Source organism: Vibrio sp. FF145, assembly GCF_041439075.1.
In the GTDB taxonomy this organism is placed as follows: Bacteria; Pseudomonadota; Gammaproteobacteria; order Enterobacterales; family Vibrionaceae; genus Vibrio; species Vibrio tasmaniensis_A.
Genome location: NZ_JBGONH010000032.1, coordinates 37,181 through 61,824, shown reverse-complemented (window position 1 = coordinate 61,824; position 24,644 = coordinate 37,181). Strand labels below are relative to the sequence as shown.

Sequence of the window (24,644 nt, the reverse complement as noted above, 5' to 3'; positions counted from 1 at the left end):
TCTTCTTGAAGATAAAAGCGGCTTTCCCCGGAAAGCCGCGATGAACCTTTTTTTTTGTTCAAAATTTACAATTTGATTACACAAACAAAAAAATCCCGCCTATTCTTATACTTGTAACATTAGCACTGCTTAATACCGGACAGGAAAGTTCGTAGCAGTTCACTACTCAGTACTATTTTGGGGAGGAGCTCACGTAAAAATAGATATTTACTGAAGAAAGTGCTTAGAACAGCACAAATATCTAATTAACGTCAACTCTACTGCATATTACTCCATGCTTATCACAATAATTATCTCGGAGTTTTTCTATAATATGCAGGCTAGGTAAATATAAGGATAATTAAAAATGAGACTGTTTAAGCGCTATACACCGAGTATGATTGCTAAACATGTAAGTCGACTTTTCAAAGGACGAATCTACATTTACGGCGTAGGTAAATTTGAGTTTGATAACGGTAAACTCGTACTACCAGACCGAGCAGAGAAGCGTCACTTCCAAACCGTGAAAGAAATAAATAGTGAAATCATGAAACTGCGCTGCGCGTACGCATGATCTGATAGTCTAAAGAATTAAAAACAAAAAGGGTTGGCATTATGCCAACCCTTTTTTCGTGTTCTTGATGTCGTCAATTGCTATCAACTTTAGCTACTGACCATCAACAGCAATCCATCTCACGCGACTACCGGTGTGCTACGGGGCGCTTAGCTAAATCCGGAAGATTGCCCGACAACCCCAGCGCTCGCTTCATTATCTCATCTTTCGCACCCGGTAATTGACCAGCAAGCTTCATACCGATACCACGAATTAGCTTCTTAGCCGGATTATCGCCTTCAAACAGATCTTTAAAGCCCTGCATTGAAGCAATCATTTTCGCCGCCTCAGCTTTTCTCCAGCGCTCATAGCCACGAAGGTTGCGCTTGGTGCCAATATCCTCACCAGAAGCCCATAGCGTTAACAGCTCTTGCGCTAAGCTTGCTGCGTCTAATAGACCAAGGTTCACACCTTGCCCTGCTAATGGGTGAATAGTATGAGCAGCATCACCCACCAAAGCGACACGCTCTACAGCAAAGTCACGTGCATAACGCATGCGCAGTGGGAAGGCAAAACGGTCACCAACCACTTCGCATAATCCAAGCTTTGAGTCGAACTCTGCCGTTAGCTGCTTATTAAAATCAGCATCCGACATTGATACAAGCTTCTCGGCACGATTAGGCTCCGTAGACCAAACTATCGAGCTCATATTCGTTGGTTGAATTGGCAGGAACGCCAACGGCCCTTGCGGTGTAAATATTTGACGAGCAACGCTATGGTGCTGCTCTGAGGTTTTGATGTTCGCGACAATCGCACTGTGGCCGTAATCCCAATGAGTTAATGGGATATCTTGTTGCTTGCGAACCCAAGAGTTTGCACCGTCAGCTCCAACAACTAACTTTGCTGTCAGCGCTTGGCCGTTGTCTAACGTTAGCCATGCTTCGCTCTCACCAATCGCCATCGTTTTACACGTTGCAGGCATGTATAGGCTGACGTTATCTTGCTTCTTAACCTGATCAAGCAGCGCTAATTGGATTACGCGGTTTTCTACAATATGGCCTAGGTTAGGCTGTGCTAAGCGTGTTGAGTCAAACTCAATGCGAGCAAAGCTGTCTTGTTCCCACACTTCCATCGCTTGGTAGGGCGCAGCACGTCTTTGTTCGATACCTTGCCATGCGCCTAGATTGCGAAGAATCACTTCACTCGAGCGGCTCAATGCCGACACACGCACATCAGGCAATTCGCTAAGCCCTTCGTTAGGCGCTCTGCCTTCAATGACCGCAATTCTTAGATCGCTGTCTTTCAGTGCAGCCGCAAGCGCTAGGCCAACCATGCCACCGCCAACAATCGCGATATCAACACTTTGCATCATTATTTATTACCTTATCTTTCTACTAGGCCAAGCGTATGACGCAAAAGTGGACCTTTAAGTGGTGGGAGGTTATCAATTACGGCTAACCCAAGGTTTCGCCCAATACGAGCGGTCAAAAAATCGTTTGAGAACAGATGAACTAGGCTTGAAGTCAACGTAATCGTCATGTCTCTGTCTTGTTCTCTGCGCTTTCTAAAGTTAACAAGACCTGTGTAACGACCTACATCATCCAATTGAGTACATAATTCTTCCGCCAAGGAAGCCACATCACGAATGCCAAGATTAAAACCTTGCCCCGCAATAGGGTGAAGTGTTTGAGCAGCATTGCCAACAATGGCAAATCGATGAGAGATATTTTGCTGTCGGTGGCGAAGAATCAGTGGGTAGCTCGCACGCTTACCGACTTTCTCTAGTCGGCCAAGTCGCCAACCGAAGTCATTCTGTAACTGCTCAAGAAATTCGTTGTCGTTTAAGGCCACCACTTTTTGTGCTTGTTCCGGTGACAAACACCAAACTAGCGATAAACGGTTGTCGCTCATCGGTAACAGAGCAACTGGCCCATGATGAGTAAAACGCTCAAAGGCTCGACCTTGATGGGGCTCACTAGCAACAATATTGGCAATCACAGCGACTTGTTCAAAGTCATGTTCGCTCAATGGGATATTCAGTTGCTGACAACAGGTTGAGATAGCACCGTCAGCTGCAACCAATAACTTAGTGCTTACTGTCTGCCCACTTGTCAGCTCAATCGTCGTTAACGATTCATTACGTTCAACGGTTCTAACAGACTCAGGGCAAAGCATCGTAATTGCAGCTTCTGATTCAAGCTTCTGCTGATAGATTCGCCCCACATCCGCCAACTCCACCACATAGCCAAGCGCATCAACAGCAAGATCTTCACTGTAGATGTCTGTCATCCCAGCATGACCTCGATCTGATACATGAATATCTTTGATCGGGGTTGCTACGGGAGCGATAGATTGCCACAACTGCAAAGAGTCGAGGATCTGCACCGTGCCATAAGACAAAGCAATCGAACGAGAATCAAAGCCTGGGTGAGCTTGATGATCAACCTGATAAGGCTCTACTACCGCGATCGATAGAGAACCTTGACTGAGGTGATTCAGAGCAAGGGCTAAGGTCGCCCCCGCCATTGCGCCACCAGCAATTACAACATCATACTGAGCCATTATAACCTCAAACCGACAAGCGGATTAATGAATGGTTGGAGCTGCATCTTCAGATGGGCGAGCACCGAATTCAGCATGAATCGTTAGTGCACACGCTTTTACGTGTTCAATAACGTGCTCTAGAAGCTGCGCTTGCTCTTCCATATCATCGTCTTCGTCAATGCCTAGCTTTGCCATCTCTTCAAGATCAGCTAATGCTTCTTTGGTACCGTCAGACGCTTTATTCAATTGAGCGCCAACCAAGCCTAAACCAGAGATAAAGTGGTTAATCCAATCTGACACACCATCAGCCAAATCAAACAAGCTTGCGCTTGCGTCTTCATCAGGCAGCAACATAGACAGTTCCATGCCTGAACCTGTGATTTCGCTGGTCGTCACCTTTAATGTCGCTTCCGCTAACGTTAATGCGCGATCTGGCCACCCCATGCCTTCATTGGTGTAATCAAAGATAAGTGGTTGCCAGCTTTTATCTGCTAGGTTTAAGCCTCCGCTCAACATACCCGTTAATAAACCATGCATCTCAGCAGGATTTACGGCTAGGCTTGCCGATTGAAGTTCAGTCGCAACCGTTAGGTAGTCAGGTAAAGTAGTTTCGCTCATCAGATAGCTCGCTCAGTTATTCTTTATATCGATAGTATAATCGTACCACTTCACCCCAATTCTGGTAAGCGTCGATCCTGAGCAATTGAAGGATGACTGACTACCAATTGTTCAATTTGCTGAATTACTGTGTGCTCAAGCTCTCATTTACAAACAGTCACTCTGAAAAGCTTGAATCTTAATAGCGGTTTACCTATAGTTTCTCCCTCAGAGGAGATTGCTTCCTCATCGGTACTTGCACTTTTTCTTTCTCAAAAAATGATAAAGAGCAACAGCCTTAAATAGTGCGTTAAAGAGTTCATCCATCATGAGTAATCAAGCGGTAGACGTTGAAATATTAGGAAAACTGACTCGAGTGAATTGTCCCCCAGGGCAAGAAGAGTCATTGATTGCAGCGGCGGCCGATCTTGATAATCGATTGAAAGAGATGGCTGAACGTACTAAGGTAACCAATGAAGTGAAGCTGCTAACGATCGCAGCTCTGAACATTTGCTATGAATTACAAACCAAGAAGTTTGAAGCAAATGATGAACAAAACGCACTGACCGAGCGAATGGAACAGCTCACGACATCACTTTCAGATGTCCTCAGTAAAGTTAAGCACGGACAGCAATAGCGTACACAAAATTTACCCTGGAGTGTTTGTCAGAGGATTCACGTCCCCGAGCCGATAAGCAATCCCTAAGGGTTAGTACTTGAGTGCTATTGAGCATGCTCGGTCCGCCGAGAAGCCTACGGTAATCATTGCTGATCCGCCTTGAACTCGCTGGTTCAAGGGCCATCTATTCTCAACGGCACTTTGGGGTATCCCTTCTTATGAAGACGCTCACACGCAGCGAATTTCGCAAACAGATCCGCATCAAACGTAACTCCCTATCTAGCGAACAACAAACTCAATCCGGGATAGACTTAGTTAAGCAGTGTGCTCAGCTTGATGATATTCAGTCGGCTCAACATATAGCCCTCTATATTTCGATTGATGGCGAACTCGATACCCAGCCTTTAATTGAATGGTTATGGGCGCAAGGTAAGCAAACTTATTTACCAGTATTGCACCCCTTCTCGGCCGGACATCTGCTGTTTCTGCACTACTCGCCAAGCACACCGACGGTTTTGAATAAGTACGGAATCGTTGAACCTCAGCTCAATCAATTGCTCGTCAAACCATGCCAACAACTCGATCTTATTCTCACACCATTGGTGGGCTTTGACTCTCAAGGGCATCGCTTAGGCATGGGCGGTGGATATTACGATCGCACCTTGGCTCGATGGTTCGAGACGGGCAATGGCGCAACACCTATTGGCCTTGCTCACGATTGCCAACATGTCGATCGTTTACCAATTGAAGGTTGGGACATTCCGTTACCTAAAATCGTGACTCCGAGTAAAACTTGGCAATGGGAAAACAACCATTAAAGCGCTATAATCGCGCCGCAAACGTTAACCTCGATATCCAAAAGTTACCCCAATATCTAAACGTTAACTTCATCATTACGCAAACGATTAATTCAAAGCGCAAGACCTTATTCAGGAGAATGGCATGACTCAAGATGAAATGAAAAAAGCAGCGGGCTGGGCAGCACTTCAATATGTTGAAGAAGGCAGCATTGTAGGTGTAGGTACTGGCTCAACAGTAAATCACTTCATCGACGCACTTGGCACAATGAAAGACAAAATCAAGGGTGCGGTTTCAAGCTCTGTAGCCTCTACTGAAAAACTAGAAGCGCTAGAAATCAAAGTATTCGAATGCAACGACGTATTCAAGCTAGACATCTATGTTGATGGCGCTGACGAGATTAACGGTTCTCGCGATATGATCAAAGGCGGCGGCGCTGCTTTGACTCGTGAAAAAATCGTAGCAGCTATCTCTGATAAGTTTATTTGTATCGTTGATGGTACCAAAGCAGTTGATGTGTTGGGTAAATTCCCACTGCCTGTTGAAGTTATCCCAATGGCACGCTCATACGTTGCTCGTGAATTAGTAAAACTTGGTGGTGACCCAGTTTACCGCGAAGGCTGCACAACCGATAACGGCAACGTGATCCTAGATGTGTACGGCATGGCGATCGAAAACCCAAAACAGCTAGAAGATATCATCAATGGTATCGCTGGTGTGGTAACGGTTGGTCTGTTCGCTCACCGTGGTGCTGATGTAGTTATCACTGGCACGCCTGAAGGTGCAAAAATCGAAGAATAAATAATAGAAGATTGAGTTTTTCTGTTACTTCATTACAGACGGTGCCCTAGGGCGCCGTTTTTTTTGCTTTATTGCTGTAAAATTATGTCTTATTCCGTAATTTTCTTACCCAAAACATTTTTTTTTTGTTACTTTATTGTTCAGAAGACGCACAGGGAAAACGTTTGTCTCCTAACAAAGTGGTGAATTTGTTCCCCTTTCAGCCATTTTGTAGCACGTGCGCCGCATTTGCCCAACCTTTCCATTTTAAGGACGAGAACAATGGCCAAAGTTTCACTGGAAAAAGAAAAAATAAAAATTCTACTTCTAGAAGGTCTTCACCCTTCTTCTGTAGAAGTACTGCAAGCCGCTGGTTACACAAACATTGAGTACCACAAAGGCTCACTACCTGAAGATGAACTTCTTGAAGCAGTTAAAGATGCTCACTTCATTGGTATCCGTTCTCGCACCAACATCTCCCAAGAAGTTATTGATGCGGCTGAAAAGCTGGTTGCTGTCGGTTGTTTCTGTATTGGTACTAACCAAGTCAACCTTCAAGCAGCAGCAAAGCGCGGTATCCCTGTTTTCAATGCACCGTTCTCCAACACTCGAAGTGTTGCCGAACTCGTTCTAGGTCAGGTTCTATTACTGCTTCGCGGTATCCCAGAGAAGAATGCTCTTGCTCACCGTGGTATCTGGAAAAAGAGTGCAGACAACTCTTACGAAGCTCGTGGTAAGCGTTTAGGTATTATTGGCTACGGTCACATCGGCACTCAGCTGGGTATTATTGCTGAAAACCTTGGTATGCGTGTTTACTTTTACGATATCGAAAACAAGCTGTCTCTAGGTAATGCCACTCAAGTTCATACTATGACCGAGTTGCTGAACAAGTGTGACGTGATCTCTTTACACGTACCTGAAACCAATGAAACTAAAGACATGATGGGTAAAGAAGAGTTCGAGCGTATGAAACCTGGCTCTATCTTTATCAATGCAGCTCGTGGCACGGTAGTTGACATCCCTGCTCTGTGTGGCGCTCTGGATTCTGGTCACCTTTCTGGTGCGGCTATTGATGTTTTCCCAACAGAACCAAAAACCAATGCAGACCCGTTTGAGTCTCCATTAATGCAGTTCGATAACGTGATTCTTACCCCTCACGTGGGTGGTTCAACACAGGAAGCACAAGAGAACATCGGTGTAGAAGTTGCTGGTAAGCTTGCTAAGTACTCTGATAATGGCTCTACGCTATCAAGTGTTAACTTCCCTGAGGTTTCACTGCCATTGCATACAGGTACTTCTCGTTTGCTACACATCCATGAGAACCGTCCAGGTATTCTTACTCAGATCAACACCATCTTCGCAGAAGAAGGGATCAACATCGCGGGTCAGTACCTACAGACTGCAGCAGATATGGGTTATGTTGTTATCGATGTAGAAGCCGATCGCTCTGAAGAAGCACTGCTTAAACTGAAAGAGATCGAAGGCACAATCCGTGCTCGTCTTCTTCACTAATCATCGCATTCAAAATGCACAAAAAAGGCTCTCATCATGAGAGCCTTTCTAGTATTTGGCCTATCGTAGGTAATTATACCAATCACAGTAAGTAAGTGATCAAAAATAGCGTAGGAAAAAGGCTTGAGAACAAGGCGGCATTTTTCGATAAGTAGTTATTCTACAATAAAAAATTCCAACGCAGTTATTGAGCATTTTAACAAGCTAGGGAGAACAGTTATTTACTACGATTGGTATTAGATCATCATGATCCAAAACCTTCTATAACGCTGCTGTTACTCTTCGATCTGATAGATCACATTGACACGATCACGAATGGTGATCGTTGAGTCTTCATAAGAGTTCGATTCTGTTCTTGCATCCATCGCCATTGAACGCATTAGCACTGGCTGAGAAGATTGTGCGTTGTAATCAACACGCCAAACATCACCTAGCTCACGCTCAAAACCACTCGCTAATGATTTAGCTTTTGATGTCGCATCTTTGATCGCTTCTAAGCGTGCTTGCTCTTGATACTTAGCTTGGTCACGAACTTGCAGCTGGATATTATCGATTTGGTTAATACCCTGTCCTATTGCAATATCCATGTACTCATTGAGATTAGCGAGCTCATTCACTTGAACGCTCACATTGCGTGAAGCGCGGTAGCCAACCAATTCTGGTTTGCCATCTTTTGGATAATGGTACTGAGGAGATAGGTACAGATTAGAGCTGTGTACGCTCGCCTCATCTACGCCGGCTTGGTGCAGCTTATTTAGAAAGCCCGTTACCACTTTATCAACAGTACTTTTAGCCTGTTCAGCCGTCATCGTTGACTCTACCACTCTCACTGAGAATGTCGCCATATCTGGTGTCGCGATGACTTCACCATAACCTGTTGTTGAAATATGCGGAAAGGATGGAGAGTCAGCCAGTGATGGAAAGCTCACAGCACTCAACGCAGCAGTAAGAGTAAGAGACGTTGCTAACATCTTTGGTACAAACTTCATTAGGTAGACCTATGCTAAACAAATGTCCTTCCATCATAGAGTAATTTATCGTTTAGCCAATCCTGATTGTGCACATCTAACAGAACTTTGACGCTGAAAAAACCAACAACTTACTGAGGTAAAAGATTGTGAGCAAAACTTAATATCGCCTGGGATACCTCTTTTAGCACCCCACTCTCAAGTTGCCAATGGTGCCAATAGATGCGATAAGACAGCAGAAAGCCAGGGGTAATATCAATCAGAGCACCAGACTCTAGTTCCTCGATAATCTGCAATCGAGGAATCAAGCAATAGGCAACACCCGATAATGCCAAGCGCACAAATGCTTCTGAACTGCCGACCGTATGATTGATCACACTGTCTCTGGGTACATTGAAATGATCATGTAGAAATTTCTTATGCAGATCATCGTATTGATCATAGGAAACCGCAGGCGCTTTGCTTAAGGTGGCGTAGTTTACGCCCTCAGAGAAGTAACGCTGATGAAACTCAGGGCTCGCCACACACACATAATCCATCCTACCGAGGTAGTCTGCACTGCACCCAGGAATCGCTTGAGGTTCCAAACTGATCGCACCGGCAACCTCACCGCTTTTTATTTTTTCAATGGTTCTAGACTCACCATGAATCGCGAGGTTCAACTCGACTTGACGAGACTTCATCACATTCGACAGTGCAGGTAACAACCATGTCGCCAAACTATCAGCGTTGGTGGCTATGGATATAGATAGTGGTTGAGTACCCTCTTCATTCATTAACTCGGGCACAAGCTCGTGCTCTAACAAGCGAACACGACGATACAAACCCAACAGCTTTTTTCCTGCTGGTGTAGGTCTTGGTGGGTTTTCTCTCACCAGCGCAGGCTGGGCTAACCACTTTTCTAGCTGTTTGATACGTTGGGACACCGCTGATTGGGAGATGTATAACTGCTCAGCGGCTCTCTCAAAGCTACGTTGTTTCACAACGGCATCCAGTGCTTCAATCCATTTATAATCCAATCCACGCATCAATTTGCTTCCTTTTTAAGCTAACTCAATACCACATTAGCAACTCTAATAATGGATTAAAATCATTAATTATACTTATTTAAAGGGTCGGAGTATCTTCGCCACATAGCACGTAAATATCGTTAATTAAGTGGAGGTTAAAATGAGTTTTTGGGTTTTATTACAAGGTTTTGGTCTAGGGGCAAGTATGATAATCCCGATAGGCGCACAAAATGCGTACGTCCTAAATCAAGGTATAAAACGCAATCATCATTTAACGACTGCAACGATTTGTAGCCTGCTCGATACCCTGTTTATCTCATTGGGTATTTTTGGTGGCGGAGCAATTCTGTCTAAAAATGAATTGCTGCTTACCTCTGTGACATTGGGCGGTATCGCTTTTCTAACGGTATATGGTTTGCTATCACTGCGCAGTGCATTCAAAACGCGCACCAGTGATGAATCAAAAGGTGAGGTATTGGCTCGTGGCAAGCGCACCGTTATTTTGGGTGCATTAGCTGTAACAGTATTAAACCCACACCTCTATTTGGATACCGTGGTGATTCTTGGATCTATTGGTGGGCAATTTGAAGGCAACGACAGAGTTGCGTTTGCGATGGGGACTATCTTAGCTTCATTCGTGTGGTTTTATTCCTTGTCATTGGGCGCAGCAAAGCTAGGTCCAACGCTATCGAAACCTAAAGTTAAGAAAGGCATCGATATCGCGGTAGCAACCATGATGTTCGCTATTGCACTTGTGCTCGCCAATGGACTCATTGAGCAATACGGGTAAACCTATTCTTCTTTAGTCATCAAACAAACTTTACTCATCCAACAAAAAAGGCGAATAACCTAAGTTATCCGCCTTTCCTTATAAAAGCTTATAGCTATAAAAACTAACTAGAAATTAAGCTTCAACTTTATTCATGTGTACATCCATTTGCGGGAATGGGATTTCGATACCTTCGTTATCCAAGCCTTCTTTGATAGCTTGCATAAGGTCGAAATAAACATTCCAGTAGTCAGCAGTACTAACCCATGGACGAACAACAAAATTAACTGAAGAATCAGCTAGCGTGTGAACACCTACTTGAACACCTGGATCTTTCAATACGCGCTCATCAGATTCACAGATCTTAGTCAGTAGCGCTTTTGTCTTCTGAAGATCAGCGTTGTAAGAAACACCAATCATTAGGTCAATACGGCGCGTCGCATGACGAGAATAGTTAGTGATTGGGCTACCGATAACGCTTCCGTTAGGTACTACAACCATTTTGTTGTCTGGTGTTGTTAAAACAGTTTGGAAGATCTGAATTGAATCAACTGAACCCGCTACACCACCAATTTCCACGTAGTCACCAGACTTGAATGGACGGAATGCAACGATAAGTACACCCGCTGCAAAGTTAGATAGTGAGCCTTGCAGCGCAAGACCAACGGCTAAACCAGCCGCACCAATAACAGCAACTACAGATGCAGTTTGAACGCCTAAACGACCAAGTGCAGCGATAAGAACAATAACAAACAATAAGTAACGAACTAAACCGTGGATAAACTCCACAACAGCTCGGTCCATCTTCTTCTTCTCAAGAACCTTAGATACGCTATTCGCGACTGCTTTAACAATCAAGTTACCAATAAATAGAATTATCAGTGCAGAGATAATGTTTACACCGTATTGGATAAATAGATCTGAATTATTTGTTAACCACTGCTCGGCCTGAGATAAACCATCCACAATTGGAGTCTCAAGCGCTGTCGAACTATCAGCCATAATGTGCATCCTCTATATAATATGCTATGAGCTAAACTGTCTTAAGCCAAACTTACTTTTACAATAATAAACAGTTTAACTCCTGTTAAGTCACTGTGTTAAAAGTAAATTAAAGCCAAGTCCTTTTTATAAACTGAACCAGGTCCAGTTTTTCGGCACGATATCCTATCTTTGACCGATTGCAAAGTCATATTTATGTAAGCTTTTGAATTAATAAAACTTACCAATAAACGCAAATACCGATAACTAAAAGACTACGAAATTTATTCACCGTAGGCTAGGTTTTTCACATATTTAATACAAGTTTTTATCAGACATAAAAAAACCCGCTCAATGAGCGGGTTTTTAAAACTTAAAGAGTACTTAATTCAAAGAATTATAGTACGTCTACAGCATTAAGGTCAGCGAATGCTTTCTCAAGACGAGTAACCATTGAAGACTGAGCAGCACGTAGCCATACGCGTGGATCGTAGTACTTCTTGTTTGGCGCAGCTTCGCCAGTTGGGTTACCGATTTGACCTTGTAGGAAATCGAAGTTATCAGCAGAGTACTGACGGATACCATCCCAAGTTGCCCACTGTGTATCAGTATCGATGTTCATTTTGATAACACCGTAGCCGATAGACTCTTGGATTTCTGCTTCAGAAGAACCAGAACCACCGTGGAATACGAAGTTTAGAGCGTTAGGTGCAATACCGAACTTCTCTGCACAGTATGCTTGAGAGTCACGTAGGATAGTTGGAGTAAGTACAACGTTACCAGCTTGGTAAACACCGTGTACGTTACCGAAAGATGCAGCGATAGTGAAACGTGGGCTAACAGCCATTAGCTTCTCGTATGCGTATGCTACGTCTTCTGGAGAAGTGTAAAGCTCAGATGCGTCCATATCAGAGTTATCAACGCCGTCTTCTTCACCACCAGTACAACCAAGTTCGATCTCGATTGTCATGTCCATTTTAGCCATGCGAGCTAGGTAAGTAGCACATGTTTCGATGTTCTCTTCTAGAGACTCTTCAGAAAGGTCTAGCATGTGAGAAGAGAATAGAGGCTTACCAGTTTGTGCGAAGAACTCTTCACCAGCGTCTAGTAGACCGTCGATCCATGGTAGAAGTTTCTTAGCAGCGTGGTCAGTATGCAGGATAACTGGAACACCGTAAGACTCAGCGACAGCGTGTACGTATTTTGCACCAGCTACAGCACCAAGAACTTGTGCGCCTTGACCTTCAAGTTTAACGCCTTTACCTGCGAAGAATGCAGCGCCGCCGTTAGAGAACTGAACAACAACTGGAGACTTAACTTTAGCAGCCGCTTCTAGTACTGCGTTAATAGAGTCAGTACCAACAACGTTTACTGCAGGAAGAGCAAATTTGTTTTCTTTTGCTACTTCAAATACTTTCTGTACGTCATCGCCAGAAATTACACCAGGTTTTACAAAATCGAAGATCTTAGACATGGAAATAGTCCTATTTATTCTATTCGTTTTAAGATAAAAAACTTAAGTTTAAAAATTTGCAATCGTTTGCTCACAACTTCCGCTATTCTAGCAAATAAGTGTGATATGCAGCAAACGTTAAAAGGCGAGATTCGTATCTCGCCTTTCTAAATCAATTACGCTTTAGCACGCTCTTCAAGCATAGCTACTGCAGGAAGTACTTTGCCTTCAACAAACTCAAGGAAAGCACCGCCACCAGTAGAGATGTAAGAAACATCTGCTTTGATACCGAACTTGTCGATAGCTGCTAGCGTGTCACCACCGCCCGCTACTGAGAAACCTTCAGAATCAGCGATTGCTTTAGAAATACCAGCTGTACCCGCTTCGAAGTTCTTGAATTCGAATACACCTACAGGGCCGTTCCAAAGAATAGTTTTCGCGTTGCCGATGATTTCAGCTAGAGCTGCAGTTGAATCTGGACCAAGGTCGAAGATCATGTCGTCGTCTTGAACTTCAGAAACGTGCTTGATTTCAGCTTCTGCGTTTTCGTCGAATGCTTTAGCACATGCAACGTCAGTCGCTACTGGGATAGCACACTCTTTCATTAGCTTCTGAGCTGTTTCAACTAGGTCAGCTTCGTATAGAGACTTACCTACGTTGTGGCCTTCAGCAGCGATGAACGTGTTCGCGATACCACCACCAACAACAAGTTGGTCAGCGATTTTAGAAAGAGATTCTAGAACGGTTAGTTTAGTAGAAACTTTAGAACCACCAACGATAGCCACTAGTGGGCGAGCTGGGTTGTCCATTGCTTTACCAAGCGCTTCAAGCTCAGCAGCTAGAAGAGGACCAGCACATGCTACAGGAGCGTAAGTACCAACGCCGTGTGTAGACGCTTGAGCACGGTGAGCTGTACCGAATGCATCCATTACGAAGATGTCACATAGTGCAGCGTATTGCTTAGAAAGAGCTTCTTCGTTCTTCTTCTCGCCTTTGTTAAAGCGAACGTTTTCAAGAACAGTTAGTTCACCAGCGTTTAGCTCAAGACCATTTACGTAATCTTTCGCTAGTTTAACGTCACAGTCTAGTGCGTCGTTTAGGTAGTTAACTACAGGAGCTAGAGAGAACTCTTCGTTGTACTCGCCTTCAGTAGGACGACCAAGGTGAGAAGTAACCATAACTTTTGCGCCAGCTTCTAGGCAAAGTTTGATAGTTGGTAGAGATGCTAGGATACGTGCATCTGAAGTTACTTTACCGTCTTTTACTGGTACGTTTAGGTCAGCACGGATGAATACGCGTTTACCTGCAAGTTCCAGGTCAGTCATCTTGATCACAGACATGATTTGTCCTCTCAAATTTAAATAAAAATAAAGTTTTGGAAACTCAGCAACCCTGCTAAGCCTATAAATTATTCAACTGGTAATGCTTTAACTGCTAATAATATGTGGACACTTAGTATTTATTTCAAGCTAAAAAATAAATAATCCACACATTTGCTTCTAGGTCTTACTTCTTGCCTTCTGAAGCTTGCATTGCAAGAACCGTATCCAGCATTCGGTTCGCAAAGCCCCATTCATTGTCACACCACACCAGCATTTTCACTAAGGTGCCATTGCTCACTCGAGTTTGTGAACCATCAACGATTGCGCTATGGGGATCGTGATTAAAGTCGATGGAAACGAGCGGCGCTTCAGTATAGTCAACTATATTGTGTAATGTACACTGGGAAGCATTAACAATGGTTTGATTTACGTCATTAACTTTCACATTTGTATTAATTGTGACACTTAAATCCATCGCAGTGACGTTTACCGTCGGCACACGCACAGATATCGCTTCGAACTTGTTAGAAAATTTCGGGAAGATTCTTTCAATACCTTTATGCAATTTGGTGTCGACAGGAATGATAGATTGGCTTGCTGCTCGAGTACGACGCAAGTCGCTATGGTATGCATCAATAACTTGCTGATCATTCATTGAAGAGTGAATGGTCGTAATGGTACCTGACTCAATACCAAAGGCATCATCAAGTACTTTAATGATAGGGACAATACAGTTAGTGGTGCATGAACCATTGGAAACGATTCGGTGGTCAGCTTCGATAGTATCGTGATTTACACCATAGATAATGGTGTTATCAAGGTCGTTAGCACCAGGGTGTGAAAACAGTACCTTTTTAGCTCCAGCAGCGATGTGCGCTAGGCCATCATCTCGGCAACCGTAAACACCGGTACAATCGAGAACAATATCGACTTCAAGATCACGCCAAGGCAACAGTTCAATATCAGCCAGGTGTAAGATACGAATGGTATCAAACTCGCCTTTATCTTCAGCACCAATGCCATGATGAACATAAATGTGCTCTTGATCATTAGAGATTTTCTTGCCGAAGCGGCCGTGACTGGTGTCGTACTGTAATAGGTGAGCCATAGCATCAGGCTGAGCAAGCTCATTGACCGCTACTACTTTAATTTGTTGGCTTTTGCCACTTTCATAGACAGCGCGCAATACATTACGCCCTATTCGTCCAAATCCGTTTATCGCGACTTTTAGCATAGTTCCGTACATCTAACCAAAATTTCGTGCAACAGATGATAACTGAATCCTACTCAAAGCGCATTAGTTGAATACTAAAGCTGTCATAACTTCAAAACTTTAAATATAAATAGACGCCACCAACCATAACGTTGATAGCGTTACTATTTATGTATAAGAGACAACAAGCTTGTTGCCATCAGCTTTATCGGAAGTAGCCCGTACTTTTAACTTGGGTTAGTTGATAGTGCACTTGGTGACTCACCAGTTCTTTCACTCATAAGATCAGCCACAAATTGAGCTCTTGAGCCCAAAATAATTTGCAGGCCACTTGAACCTACTTTTATGACCCCCATAGCACCTAGGTCTTTGATTCCTTGTTCATTCACAAGAGCCTGATCTTTAATCTGTAAACGCAATCTCGTAATACATGCTCCTATCGAAGTAATGTTAGCGGCACCACCAATCAAGATTGTGATTTCACTAGCTAAATCTTCATTGTCCAAAGTGATCGCCTTACTTTGAGTATCCTCACGTCCTACTGTTTTCAAATTGAACTTTCGAATAGCAAAACGGAAAACCGTGTAATAAATAGCGGCCATGGTTAGACCCCAAAGAATCACATTGATCCAGTTAGTTTTGAACCCATCCATCGCGGGAAGAACACCAAAAGACACGAAATCAATAATGCCGGCTGAGAAGGTTTTACCAATATGAACATCCAACGCATAAGTCACCGCGTAAGACACCCCTGCCATGATTGCAGAAAAAACATAAAGTAAAGGTGCGACAAAGATAAAAGCAAATTCAACGGGTTCTGTTATACCTGTAACAAACGAAGTAAGAGCAGCAGAGCCTAAAATACCTGCTGCAATTTTTTTATTTTTATCATTCGCTTCATGATACATAGCTAAACATGCAGCAGGGAAAGCAAACATGTAGATAGCAAAATTACCCGATAGGAATTTTCCTGCTTCTTGGTATTCACTGGTTGAGAACGTTTTTACTCCGTCTTCAAGCATTTTAAACCAAATGGTATGATCGCCATTTACAATGGTCCCCGCGGCAGTTGTGTACTCACCGAAAGAAAACCAATAAGGGCTATAAAAAATATGATGGAGACCAACTGGAATTAAAGCGCGCTCCATAAATCCGTAGATGAAAGTTGATACGTACATGTTTCCGCCATTCGCCATATGCGATAGCGCGTCAATACCTGATTGAATATATGACCAAATATGGGGTAAAACTAAACCAATTAGGAATGCAGAAAACGCAGTCACAATCGGTACAAAGCGTTTACCGGCAAAGAAACCAAGGAAATCAGGCAGCTTAGTATCATAGAAACGTTGATACATAACGGCTGCGAGGATACCTGCAATGAGTCCGCCAAAGACACCTGTTTGCAATGAAGGAATACCCATCACCATTGCATAACGGCCACCTCCCATCGCCATCTCAGGTGTAATGCCGAGCGCCACCCCCATTGTCGCATTCATCACGACCATGGCGACAATCGCGGCTAAAGCGGCAATCCCTGACTCCTTAGTCAAACCAACCGCGGCTCCTACCGCAAACAGTAAGGCTAAGTTATCAAATATAACGCCACCAGCACGCATCATTAGGGGAATGTCGAGCTTAGCACCGAAGGCAAGTAATAACCCCGCTGCGGGTAATATAGATATGGGCAACATCAATGCTTTACCAATTAAGGAAAGCTTAGATAAGCCGCTTTTAAAACTATCTAGCATAATAAAGTCCTTTAATATCGTTAGAATACCAACGAACTTTATCAAGCTAATTGAATCTCAAGGTTACAAATAGCAAGTAGTTTGTAACTCGTTTTTTACAATAGACCTAGGCTGGAAAATGTCGAAGGTACATAGTAATTTCTAGCTAGACATTTAAAGTCAAAAGAAGAACAAGAAGCTAACGAAACACCTCATTATTAATAGCATGTAGGTGTCCAATAAGTGTTTCCGCTGAAATGGAAGAGTCCATAAAGTAGCGATATAACTCGTTGGATACCGCATTCTGAAGAACAGGGTTAACAGCCATTGAATCGGTCAAGCTTGGCATAGCTGTACCTTCAGAACTCGCATGAATGTAATCTTGATAAGATTGCTGTTGGCATCGTGATAATTCATTCACAGGTATATTTGCTTGAGCAGGTATTGAACCTTTCTTTTTACTGAAGTCTAAAAGAAATTGGGGAGAAGATAACGAGGTCATTACCGATACCATATTATGATCTTCACCCGTTACTTTTGTAAAAAATGCCAAGCTATCAACATTGTAGATAAAACCTTTTTCCGTAGAAGGGAACGCTCGACATTCTATGTAATCTGGAATTTCACCTTCTGCACTAATAAACATCTCTCCCAGAGCCCAATCACCTGTAAATTGAAAGGCAAACTCCCCTTCAAGCAAAGATTTTGTCCCCTGATCCCAACTAATACTCGGTAAATCACTACCTACAATATTAGCCAGAGAGCGAAAGCGCTTAAGCGCCTCAAGTGTTTTATCGCTATTTAATGCGTCAGGGTCTAAATCCACAAATGCCTGTCGATAATAATTTGCTCCACCTACTCCGAATGCAATATTTTCAAAAACTTGCACAATTTGCCAAGAGTCTTCTCCCAAAGCCAAAGGATTAACCCCCTTACTTTTCAGCGTAGTTAATGCTAACAGTAACGAGTCCCACGTCTGAGGTGATGAAAGTTGATGCTGATTTAGTACCTTTTTATTTATCCACATCCAATTTAATCGATGGATATTCAAAGGTATGGCGACAAAATTCCCGTCATATTGGTGAATGGCTTTAATATCAGGATACAGCGACTGATCCCACCTCTGCGATTCTGCGACTTCATTGACATCATTTAAAAAACCTAACGCCGCCCATGACTGAATAGCCGGACCTTCCATAAGAGCAATATCAGGGGAATACCCGGCAATAGCTCTGGCTTGAAGAATCGCTTTGGCAGGTGCACCACCACCGCCACTGATTGGTTCACTTTTTAATGTATAAGGCAGAGATTCAAATTGCTTCTCGATGACCGACCACGCTTTTTCTTCTCCAGCAGCCGTCCACCAATGCAGCATTTCAACAGAGGGGGAAGAAAACGCGGGGTTCGTCGATAACAAAAGACTTAACAGTAACCATTTTTTCATAGGGCATTCACCAAAATAATGTCCACCTCAAGCCCACCTTCTGGTGAATTAGATAACTGAACGTCCCCACCGTGTGCCCTTGCGATACTACGAGCAATTGCTAGTCCCAAACCTGAACCTTCAATGCCTGTATCATTGTCTCTAAAGTAAGGTTCAAAGACTTTTTCTAACATATCTTCTTTGATTCCTTTTCCTGCATCACGCAGCACGATTTGAATAGAATCAGAGTGAGAAAACATACTGATGTCGACCGTATTTCCATATTTAACGCCATTATCAACTAAGTTGAATAAACAACGTTTGATTGCTAGTGGCTTGCCATAAAGCTCAATCCTTGGCAGAGCTATCAGGCTTACGCATACTCCATTTTTGTTATGAACAGCCGCGCATTGTTCAAGGATATCGTTAATATCAATCCACTCTAACTCTTCGTGGATGTCATTCTCTCGCATATATTGCAAAGCCCCGTTCAACATCATATCGACTTCGTTCAATAGCTTTTCAAACCTTAACTTTGTTTGCTCATCATCCATCATTTCAGTTCGTAACTTTAAACAGGCTAATGGTGTTTTAATATCATGGGATATCGCATTAAAAAACATATCTCTATCCCGCAAATACGATTTGATTCGACGGTTCATTTTGTTGAAAGCATGAATAGCCGCTCTGGTTTCTGAGCTGCCTTCTTCTTTGATTTCTTCAATCTGCATTTGCGACCCCATAAGAGTGGCAGAGCGTGCTAAAGAACGAAAAGGACGAATTTCCTTCTGTAAGACAACATAAGAAACCCCCATCAGCATGAAGGTAACAATAAGAAGAAATATGACTTGTCTGCTATCAATAAAACTATCGGTCAAACTATCAAAAGACAGCGGTAGAACAGTGGCTAAATAGAGCCATTCATTCTCTGAAAACTCCACCTGAATCACAGCAATAGGCAAATCCAATTTACCTAATACCAAACTGTAGTCTTTCCACAACGCCGGAAGTTCATAAAGCTTGATACCAGAGTTAAACACCCGTAAATCTTCTCGCTTAGTTAAAGTGACATGTACTTTGCGTGAATCTCTAAGTTGCTGATTCAAAAGTTCAGACGCTTGTACTTCCATCTGAGGAACCAATGAGTAATCAGATAAAGAAGTGATAGGAAGTTTATGGTTATTTATGGATATGAAAAACCTTGTTCCTCCTATATTTCGTAGCTGTTCCAACACCAAGTGACGGTAATTAATGGGTAAGCCAGAGAAGTAATTAATAGTATCTGCTGCAGCTGATGATATAGCTGTCATGGCGTGGCTAGCTGACTCTTTTTTTGATGCTGATGTTGCCGTAAACCATACCGCACCTGCCAGTATTTCAGCCATGAGAATAACCATGAACATAGACAAGGTGATACGAGCAACCATTGATTGGAGTATGTTTTTTTTCAAAATTTAATACGATTAATATGTGAATCGATCACTAACATGTAGCCGCGATGCCTTACCGTCATAATCGTGTTGCGGTCATCGTCTCTTAATTGCTTTCTTAACCGGCTAATTTGTACATCAATACCTCTCTCTAGTGGCTCCGCATCCCTTCCCCAAAGCGCTTGAGCAATATCATTTCGGCTTAATAATTGGTTGGGGGAATCCAACATGAGCGTAAGCAAGTTATAGTCAGCACTAGAAAGAGATACCACCTCTCCATCTTCATGTTTCAGTTGTCGTTTAAGAGTGTCAAAAGTCCAATCCATGAATTTCAGAGTCCGTTCACCTTGGCTATGGCTAAACGTGGAACGCCTCAATAAAGCTTTGATTCTGGCTAATAGCTCACGTGGGTTAAATGACTTAGTAATATAGTCATCAGCTCCAATTTCTAATCCTGCTATTCGATCAGCATCGTCGGTTACTGCGGTGAGCATAATAATGGGAACTTGAGATTGAAGACGTAGTTTCTGGCACAAGGTCAAACCATCATCTCCGGGTAGCATGATGTCTAAAATAATGAGATCTGGAGTGACAGTTTCAAGCTTCTTCCACATCTCATTGCCTTCAAGAGCTGTGATAACCGTAAAGCTTGAACGTTCCAGATATTCACTAAGAGCATCAAGAATGTCCTGACTATCATCGACCACCAAGATTACTTTGTTTGTCATGCTAGACCTTTCATATGAAAACAACGCGCCAACATTCTCTTACTTCGTTATATCTTTCAAGAATATTAATAACGAAATGCGCTCAAACTCCGCAATGTAAGCTGTTCGTTACAAATGACTCTATGCACAGTTAACTCTATTGCTAAATACCTAAACAAGTACTGAGTGCAGGAGTAGGTAACATTTCCTCACTAAATCAATTAAGTGACATACCTCGACAAAATGAATTTATAAATCTAGCGAATGTAATAACTATTATGCAATGATATCTAAATGAGTCTGACCTAATTCTACGGCTGTTTCTAACCTAGTTTTCTCAACCAAAGGAAAAGGTTATGTCTGGATTTCCAGCGACTCATTTTTGTAAAACGTGCAATAAAGAAACGCCACATAGTGAAGTTCTTGTTCGCCAAACAAGCAGCTATGATACCGACAAAACTTTGTTAGGAAGAATAAAGCTGTTTGCTAATTCAATTATCAATGGTGGTCATTACTACAACATGGATCGTTACGTTGAATGTAAGGTCTGTGGGACTAGAGAACTTGATAATTGGGGAAATGAATTCGAGTAACTCATGTTTCTGAAAGCCAAATAAAAAACCGAGCCAGTGGCTCGGTTTTTTTCTATTCGCGTTACAACGAATGATTAAGCAAGAAGCTCTTTTGCAGTGTTTACTACGTTTTCAGTAGTGAAACCGAACATCTTGAATAGCTCGCCTGCTGGTGCAGATTCGCCGAACGTTGTCATGCCGATGATCTTGCCACCGAAGCCAACGTATTTGTACCAGAAGTCAGCGATACCAGCTTCTACTGCGATACGTGCTGTAACGTCAGATGGAAGTACAGACTCACGGTATTCAGCGTCTTGCTTGTCGAACGCGTCAGTTGCTGGCATAGATACTACGCGTACCGCTTTACCTTCAGCTGTTAGTTCAGCAGCAGCGCTAACCGCTAGCTCAACTTCAGAACCTGTAGCGATAAGGATAAGCTCTGGTTTGCCTTCACAATCTTTCAGAATGTAACCACCCTTAGCGATGTTTGCTACTTGCTCAGCGTCACGGTCTTGCTGTGCAAGGTTTTGACGAGAGAAGATAAGTGCAGAAGGACCATCTTTGCGTTCGATTGCTAGTTTCCAAGCAACAGCAGACTCAACTTGGTCACATGGGCGCCATGTGCTCATGTTTGGAGTTAGACGTAGAGAAGCGATCTGCTCAACCGGTTGGTGAGTAGGACCATCTTCGCCTAGGCCGATCGAATCGTGCGTGTAAACTTGGATGTTCTGAACTTTCATCAGAGCAGCCATACGCATTGCGTTACGTGCGTATTCCATGAACATTAGGAACGTTGCGCCGTATGGTACGAAACCACCGTGCAGAGCGATACCGTTCATGATTGCAGTCATACCGAATTCACGTACACCGTAGTGGATGTAGTTACCTGAGAAGTCGTTCGCTTCAAGCGACTTAGAACCAGACCACATAGTCAGGTTAGAAGGCGCAAGGTCAGCAGAGCCGCCCATGAATTCAGGTAGCATAGCACCGAATGCTTCTAGAGCATTTTGAGATGCTTTACGTGATGCGATGTTTGCTGGGTTAGCTTGAAGATCAGCAATGATTGCGTTTGCTTTCTCTTCCCACTCAGCTGGAAGCTCGCCGTTAGTACGACGTTTAAATTCTGCTGCTAGCTCTGGGTGAGCTGCTGCGTATGCGTCAAACTTAGCATTCCAAGCCGCTTCTTTCGCTGCGCCCGCTTCTTTCGCATTCCACTCAGCTGCGATATCAGCCGGGATTTCGAAAGGACCGTGTTCCCAACCAAGCGCCGCTTTAGTTGCTGTGATTTCATCAGCACCTAGTGGAGCACCGTGACAGTCGTGCGTACCCGCTTTATTTGGTGAACCAAAACCGATGATAGTTTTAGTACAGATAAGTGTTGGACGAGGATCCGCTTTAGCCGCTTCGATAGCCGCATTGATAGCGTCAGCATCGTGACCATCAACGGCTGGGATTACGTGCCAGCCGTAAGCTTCAAAACGCTTAGGTGTATCGTCAGAGAACCAACCTTCAACTTCGCCATCGATAGAGATGCCGTTGTCATCCCAGAAAGCAACCAGCTTACCAAGACCTAGCGTACCTGCTAGAGAACATGCTTCGTGAGAAATGCCTTCCATCAGACAACCATCACCCATGAACGCATAAGTGAAGTGATCGACGATGTCGTGGCCTTCTTTGTTGAACTGTGCAGCCAATGATTTTTCAGCCATCGCCATACCAACAGCGTTGGTGATGCCTTGACCCAGAGGACCAGTCGTTGTCTCGATACCAGGAGCGTAACCGTACTCTGGGTGACCTGGAGTCTTAGAGTGCAGTTGACGGAAGTTTTTTAGGTCTTCAATTGAAAGCTCGTAACCTGCTAAGTGAAGCAGAGAGTAAATCAGCATAGAACCATGACCGTTAGACAGGATAAAACGGTCACGGTCAGCCCACTCTGGGTTTGATGGGTTATGGTTCAAGTGGCCACGCCAAAGAACTTCAGCGATGTCAGCCATACCCATAGGTGCGCCTGGGTGGCCTGAGTTTGCTTGTTGAACACCGTCCATGCTAAGTGCGCGGATTGCATTGGCTAGATCTTTACGAGAAGGCATGTCTGCTCCTGGATACATAAGCGATTTAAAAAAGAGATAGATGCTAAAGTTTTCATTTTTATTAGCGCGGGTATTCTCTCAAACGACTATAGCGACTGCAAACGTTTTACTGGCACTTTAACGGTCATTTTCCGCAATTTTCGATCATTTACACCACTTAACAATGGCTTCCCCCTATCAACACGCAAACGTTTAGTTATGACATATCCTAAAAAAGAGCTTGTAATTCGACCGTTGGAATTTAAAATAGCCGTCTAGATGTAGAAACACCTACAAAATATACTGTATTGAATGGCGGCGCTTCCTCGATTGCGACGGCATAAATTATTTGCATTTAACTATTTGCAACTAAAAACTAAACTAAAAGTGGAGCTCTCATGGCTAAGCACCTATTCACTTCTGAATCTGTTTCAGAAGGCCATCCAGATAAAATTGCAGACCAAATCTCAGATGCTGTTCTTGATGCCATCATTGAACAAGATCCAAAAGCACGTGTTGCTTGTGAGACTTACGTAAAGACCGGCATGGTTATGGTTGGCGGTGAAGTAACCACGTCTGCATGGGTTGATATCGAAGAAATCACTCGTGAAACAGTTCGTGAAATTGGTTACGTTCATTCTGATATGGGCTTTGACGCTGACTCTTGTGCAGTACTAAACACAATTGGTAAGCAGTCTCCAGACATCAACCAAGGTGTTGATAAAGCCGATCCTAAAGATCAAGGCGCAGGTGACCAAGGTATCATGTTTGGTTACGCGACTAACGAAACGCCAATCCTAATGCCAGCTCCAATTACTTACTCTCACCTTCTTGTTAAGAAGCAAGCTGAAGTACGTAAGAGCGGCAAGCTTGACTTCCTTCGCCCAGATGCGAAATCTCAAGTTACGTTCCAATACGACCAAGGTAAGATCGTTGGTATCGACGCAGTTGTTCTTTCAACTCAACACTGTGATTCAGTAACAACACCTGACCTACGTGAAGCGGTAATGGAAGAGATCATCAAGCCAGTACTTCCTGCTGAGTGGATCAACAAAGACACTAACTTCTTCATCAACCCAACAGGCCGTTTCGTAATCGGTGGCCCAATGGGTGACTGTGGTCTAACAGGTCGTAAGATCATCGTTGATACCTACGGCGGCGCAGCTCGTCACGGTGGCGGTGCATTCTCTGGTAAAGATCCATCAAAAGTTGACCGTTCTGCAGCTTACGCAGCTCGTTACGTTGCGAAAAACATCGTTGCTGCTGGTATGGCTGACCGTTGTGAGATTCAACTGTCTTACGCTATCGGTGTTGCAGATCCAACATCTATCATGGTTGAAACGTTTGGTACTGAGAAAGTAGCGCACGAAATCATCATTGAAGCAGTTCGTCAAAACTTCGACCTACGTCCATACGGTCTTCAAGAGATGCTGAACCTTCTTCAACCTATCTACAAGCAGACTGCTGCATACGGCCACTTCGGTCGCGAAGAGTTCCCTTGGGAAGCAACTGACAAAGCAGCTATCCTTGCGGACTTCGCAGGCCTGTAAGCATTACGCAACACGCTTAGCTGAAACGTAATTTTAAAAGCCTCTCAGAGGCTTTTTTCTTTCTT

At 43.5% G+C, this 24,644-nt stretch carries 22 protein-coding genes and 1 other RNA gene; 9 read left to right on the top strand and 14 right to left on the bottom strand.

Features of this window, described 5'->3' with window-relative positions:
• Nucleotides 1-346 precede the first annotated feature (346 nt).
• Nucleotides 347-553, top strand: coding sequence for a DUF1107 domain-containing protein (locus tag ACED42_RS13415; protein ID WP_009847660.1), 207 nt, complete (start codon nucleotides 347-349; stop codon nucleotides 551-553).
• A 127-nt stretch (nucleotides 554-680) separates the two neighbouring features.
• On the opposite strand, the gene ACED42_RS13410 is transcribed toward ACED42_RS13415, so the two are convergent.
• From ACED42_RS13410 to ACED42_RS13400, 3 genes are read right to left on the bottom strand one after another with little or no spacing between them, the layout of a single operon-like run.
• Nucleotides 681-1,904 (bottom strand): FAD-dependent 2-octaprenylphenol hydroxylase, encoded by a 1,224-nt coding sequence (locus ACED42_RS13410; protein ID WP_371702884.1) that lies wholly within the window; start codon nucleotides 1,902-1,904, stop codon nucleotides 681-683.
• Between the two features lie 11 nt (nucleotides 1,905-1,915).
• Entirely contained in the window at nucleotides 1,916-3,094 is a 1,179-nt protein-coding gene (gene ubiH / locus ACED42_RS13405) for a 2-octaprenyl-6-methoxyphenyl hydroxylase (RefSeq protein WP_371702882.1), read from the bottom strand.
• Nucleotides 3,095-3,118: 24 nt separating this feature from the next.
• Nucleotides 3,119-3,694: a YecA family protein gene (locus ACED42_RS13400; RefSeq protein ID WP_004735367.1), complete on the bottom strand. Its 576-nt coding sequence runs from the start codon at nucleotides 3,692-3,694 to the stop codon at nucleotides 3,119-3,121.
• A gap of 307 nt (nucleotides 3,695-4,001) precedes the next feature.
• On the opposite strand from ACED42_RS13400, the gene zapA reads away from it, so the two are divergent.
• The 5 genes from zapA to serA all read left to right on the top strand — a co-directional run bounded on the left by zapA (nucleotide 4,002) and on the right by serA (nucleotide 7,382).
• The gene (gene zapA, locus ACED42_RS13395; RefSeq protein WP_004735366.1) at nucleotides 4,002-4,310 is read left to right on the top strand and encodes a cell division protein ZapA; all 309 of its coding nucleotides are present in this window, start codon (nucleotides 4,002-4,004) and stop codon (nucleotides 4,308-4,310) included.
• A gap of 11 nt (nucleotides 4,311-4,321) precedes the next feature.
• Nucleotides 4,322-4,504: non-coding RNA, 6S RNA (ssrS, locus tag ACED42_RS13390), on the top strand.
• Nucleotides 4,505-4,510: 6 nt separating this feature from the next.
• The gene (locus ACED42_RS13385; protein WP_371702880.1) at nucleotides 4,511-5,110 is read left to right on the top strand and encodes a 5-formyltetrahydrofolate cyclo-ligase; all 600 of its coding nucleotides are present in this window, start codon (nucleotides 4,511-4,513) and stop codon (nucleotides 5,108-5,110) included.
• Between the two features lie 124 nt (nucleotides 5,111-5,234).
• Nucleotides 5,235-5,891, top strand: coding sequence for a ribose-5-phosphate isomerase RpiA (gene rpiA / locus ACED42_RS13380; RefSeq protein ID WP_009847664.1), 657 nt, complete (start codon nucleotides 5,235-5,237; stop codon nucleotides 5,889-5,891).
• 261 nt (nucleotides 5,892-6,152) lie between these two features.
• Nucleotides 6,153-7,382: a phosphoglycerate dehydrogenase gene (serA, locus tag ACED42_RS13375; protein WP_017097288.1), complete on the top strand. Its 1,230-nt coding sequence runs from the start codon at nucleotides 6,153-6,155 to the stop codon at nucleotides 7,380-7,382.
• A 275-nt stretch (nucleotides 7,383-7,657) separates the two neighbouring features.
• Here the strand turns inward: serA and ACED42_RS13370 are convergent, their stop codons facing one another.
• Both ACED42_RS13370 and ACED42_RS13365 read right to left on the bottom strand, forming a co-directional pair.
• Nucleotides 7,658-8,371 (bottom strand): oxidative stress defense protein, encoded by a 714-nt coding sequence (locus tag ACED42_RS13370; RefSeq protein WP_009847667.1) that lies wholly within the window; start codon nucleotides 8,369-8,371, stop codon nucleotides 7,658-7,660.
• A gap of 110 nt (nucleotides 8,372-8,481) precedes the next feature.
• Nucleotides 8,482-9,378: a LysR family transcriptional regulator ArgP gene (locus tag ACED42_RS13365; RefSeq protein ID WP_371702878.1), complete on the bottom strand. Its 897-nt coding sequence runs from the start codon at nucleotides 9,376-9,378 to the stop codon at nucleotides 8,482-8,484.
• A 142-nt stretch (nucleotides 9,379-9,520) separates the two neighbouring features.
• Here ACED42_RS13365 and ACED42_RS13360 point away from each other — a divergent pair, with 142 nt between their 5' ends.
• Nucleotides 9,521-10,150 carry a LysE/ArgO family amino acid transporter gene (locus tag ACED42_RS13360; RefSeq protein WP_269337037.1) on the top strand — a complete coding sequence of 210 codons (630 nt, stop codon included), beginning with the start codon at nucleotides 9,521-9,523 and terminating at the stop codon, nucleotides 10,148-10,150.
• A 114-nt stretch (nucleotides 10,151-10,264) separates the two neighbouring features.
• Here ACED42_RS13360 and mscS read toward each other — a convergent pair whose 3' ends face one another.
• From mscS to ACED42_RS13320, 8 genes are all read right to left on the bottom strand, one after another.
• Nucleotides 10,265-11,131, bottom strand: a complete 867-nt coding sequence (gene mscS / locus ACED42_RS13355; RefSeq protein ID WP_009847670.1) for a small-conductance mechanosensitive channel MscS — start codon at nucleotides 11,129-11,131, stop codon at nucleotides 10,265-10,267.
• A gap of 376 nt (nucleotides 11,132-11,507) precedes the next feature.
• Nucleotides 11,508-12,584 (bottom strand): class II fructose-bisphosphate aldolase, encoded by a 1,077-nt coding sequence (gene fbaA / locus ACED42_RS13350; protein ID WP_009847671.1) that lies wholly within the window; start codon nucleotides 12,582-12,584, stop codon nucleotides 11,508-11,510.
• A 155-nt stretch (nucleotides 12,585-12,739) separates the two neighbouring features.
• Nucleotides 12,740-13,903, bottom strand: a complete 1,164-nt coding sequence (locus tag ACED42_RS13345; RefSeq protein ID WP_009847672.1) for a phosphoglycerate kinase — start codon at nucleotides 13,901-13,903, stop codon at nucleotides 12,740-12,742.
• 166 nt (nucleotides 13,904-14,069) lie between these two features.
• Complete coding sequence (epd, locus tag ACED42_RS13340; RefSeq protein WP_029222970.1) at nucleotides 14,070-15,119, bottom strand: erythrose-4-phosphate dehydrogenase; 1,050 nt, start codon at nucleotides 15,117-15,119, stop codon at nucleotides 14,070-14,072.
• A 206-nt stretch (nucleotides 15,120-15,325) separates the two neighbouring features.
• Nucleotides 15,326-16,849 carry a PTS transporter subunit EIIC gene (locus ACED42_RS13335; RefSeq protein ID WP_029222971.1) on the bottom strand — a complete coding sequence of 508 codons (1,524 nt, stop codon included), beginning with the start codon at nucleotides 16,847-16,849 and terminating at the stop codon, nucleotides 15,326-15,328.
• 178 nt (nucleotides 16,850-17,027) lie between these two features.
• Nucleotides 17,028-18,272, bottom strand: a complete 1,245-nt coding sequence (locus ACED42_RS13330; protein ID WP_012604805.1) for an ABC transporter substrate-binding protein — start codon at nucleotides 18,270-18,272, stop codon at nucleotides 17,028-17,030.
• Nucleotides 18,269-19,702 (bottom strand): ATP-binding protein, encoded by a 1,434-nt coding sequence (locus tag ACED42_RS13325; protein ID WP_371702876.1) that lies wholly within the window; start codon nucleotides 19,700-19,702, stop codon nucleotides 18,269-18,271. Before ACED42_RS13325 ends, ACED42_RS13330 begins: the two co-directional genes overlap by 4 nt.
• Complete coding sequence (locus ACED42_RS13320; RefSeq protein ID WP_029222972.1) at nucleotides 19,699-20,409, bottom strand: response regulator; 711 nt, start codon at nucleotides 20,407-20,409, stop codon at nucleotides 19,699-19,701. The genes ACED42_RS13325 and ACED42_RS13320 overlap by 4 nt, the downstream gene beginning before the upstream one ends.
• 335 nt (nucleotides 20,410-20,744) lie before the next feature.
• Between ACED42_RS13320 and ACED42_RS13315 the strand changes: the two genes are divergently transcribed.
• On the top strand, nucleotides 20,745-20,981 hold the full coding sequence (locus ACED42_RS13315) for a hypothetical protein (protein WP_012604808.1): 237 nt from the start codon (nucleotides 20,745-20,747) through the stop codon (nucleotides 20,979-20,981).
• A 74-nt stretch (nucleotides 20,982-21,055) separates the two neighbouring features.
• Here ACED42_RS13315 and tkt read toward each other — a convergent pair whose 3' ends face one another.
• Complete coding sequence (tkt, locus tag ACED42_RS13310; protein WP_122047393.1) at nucleotides 21,056-23,050, bottom strand: transketolase; 1,995 nt, start codon at nucleotides 23,048-23,050, stop codon at nucleotides 21,056-21,058.
• Nucleotides 23,051-23,427: 377 nt separating this feature from the next.
• Between tkt and metK the strand changes: the two genes are divergently transcribed.
• The gene (metK, locus tag ACED42_RS13305) at nucleotides 23,428-24,579 is read left to right on the top strand and encodes a methionine adenosyltransferase (protein WP_009847676.1); all 1,152 of its coding nucleotides are present in this window, start codon (nucleotides 23,428-23,430) and stop codon (nucleotides 24,577-24,579) included.
• Nucleotides 24,580-24,644: the final 65 nt, after the last annotated feature.

Excerpts from the sequence above, each read along its gene's own strand:
- ACED42_RS13415 (WP_009847660.1), top strand. The coding sequence starts at position 347 with ATGAGACTGTTTAAGCGCTATACACCGAGTATGATTGCTAAACATGTA.
- ACED42_RS13410 (WP_371702884.1), bottom strand. The coding sequence starts at position 1,904 with ATGATGCAAAGTGTTGATATCGCGATTGTTGGCGGTGGCATGGTTGGC.
- ubiH (WP_371702882.1), bottom strand. The coding sequence starts at position 3,094 with ATGGCTCAGTATGATGTTGTAATTGCTGGTGGCGCAATGGCGGGGGCG.
- ACED42_RS13400 (WP_004735367.1), bottom strand. The coding sequence starts at position 3,694 with ATGAGCGAAACTACTTTACCTGACTACCTAACGGTTGCGACTGAACTT.
- zapA (WP_004735366.1), top strand. The coding sequence starts at position 4,002 with ATGAGTAATCAAGCGGTAGACGTTGAAATATTAGGAAAACTGACTCGA.
- ACED42_RS13385 (WP_371702880.1), top strand. The coding sequence starts at position 4,511 with ATGAAGACGCTCACACGCAGCGAATTTCGCAAACAGATCCGCATCAAA.
- rpiA (WP_009847664.1), top strand. The coding sequence starts at position 5,235 with ATGACTCAAGATGAAATGAAAAAAGCAGCGGGCTGGGCAGCACTTCAA.
- serA (WP_017097288.1), top strand. The coding sequence starts at position 6,153 with ATGGCCAAAGTTTCACTGGAAAAAGAAAAAATAAAAATTCTACTTCTA.
- ACED42_RS13370 (WP_009847667.1), bottom strand. The coding sequence starts at position 8,371 with ATGAAGTTTGTACCAAAGATGTTAGCAACGTCTCTTACTCTTACTGCT.
- ACED42_RS13365 (WP_371702878.1), bottom strand. The coding sequence starts at position 9,378 with ATGCGTGGATTGGATTATAAATGGATTGAAGCACTGGATGCCGTTGTG.
- ACED42_RS13360 (WP_269337037.1), top strand. The coding sequence starts at position 9,521 with ATGAGTTTTTGGGTTTTATTACAAGGTTTTGGTCTAGGGGCAAGTATG.
- mscS (WP_009847670.1), bottom strand. The coding sequence starts at position 11,131 with ATGGCTGATAGTTCGACAGCGCTTGAGACTCCAATTGTGGATGGTTTA.
- fbaA (WP_009847671.1), bottom strand. The coding sequence starts at position 12,584 with ATGTCTAAGATCTTCGATTTTGTAAAACCTGGTGTAATTTCTGGCGAT.
- ACED42_RS13345 (WP_009847672.1), bottom strand. The coding sequence starts at position 13,903 with ATGTCTGTGATCAAGATGACTGACCTGGAACTTGCAGGTAAACGCGTA.
- epd (WP_029222970.1), bottom strand. The coding sequence starts at position 15,119 with ATGCTAAAAGTCGCGATAAACGGATTTGGACGAATAGGGCGTAATGTA.
- ACED42_RS13335 (WP_029222971.1), bottom strand. The coding sequence starts at position 16,849 with ATGCTAGATAGTTTTAAAAGCGGCTTATCTAAGCTTTCCTTAATTGGT.
- ACED42_RS13330 (WP_012604805.1), bottom strand. The coding sequence starts at position 18,272 with ATGAAAAAATGGTTACTGTTAAGTCTTTTGTTATCGACGAACCCCGCG.
- ACED42_RS13320 (WP_029222972.1), bottom strand. The coding sequence starts at position 20,409 with ATGACAAACAAAGTAATCTTGGTGGTCGATGATAGTCAGGACATTCTT.
- ACED42_RS13315 (WP_012604808.1), top strand. The coding sequence starts at position 20,745 with ATGTCTGGATTTCCAGCGACTCATTTTTGTAAAACGTGCAATAAAGAA.
- tkt (WP_122047393.1), bottom strand. The coding sequence starts at position 23,050 with ATGCCTTCTCGTAAAGATCTAGCCAATGCAATCCGCGCACTTAGCATG.
- metK (WP_009847676.1), top strand. The coding sequence starts at position 23,428 with ATGGCTAAGCACCTATTCACTTCTGAATCTGTTTCAGAAGGCCATCCA.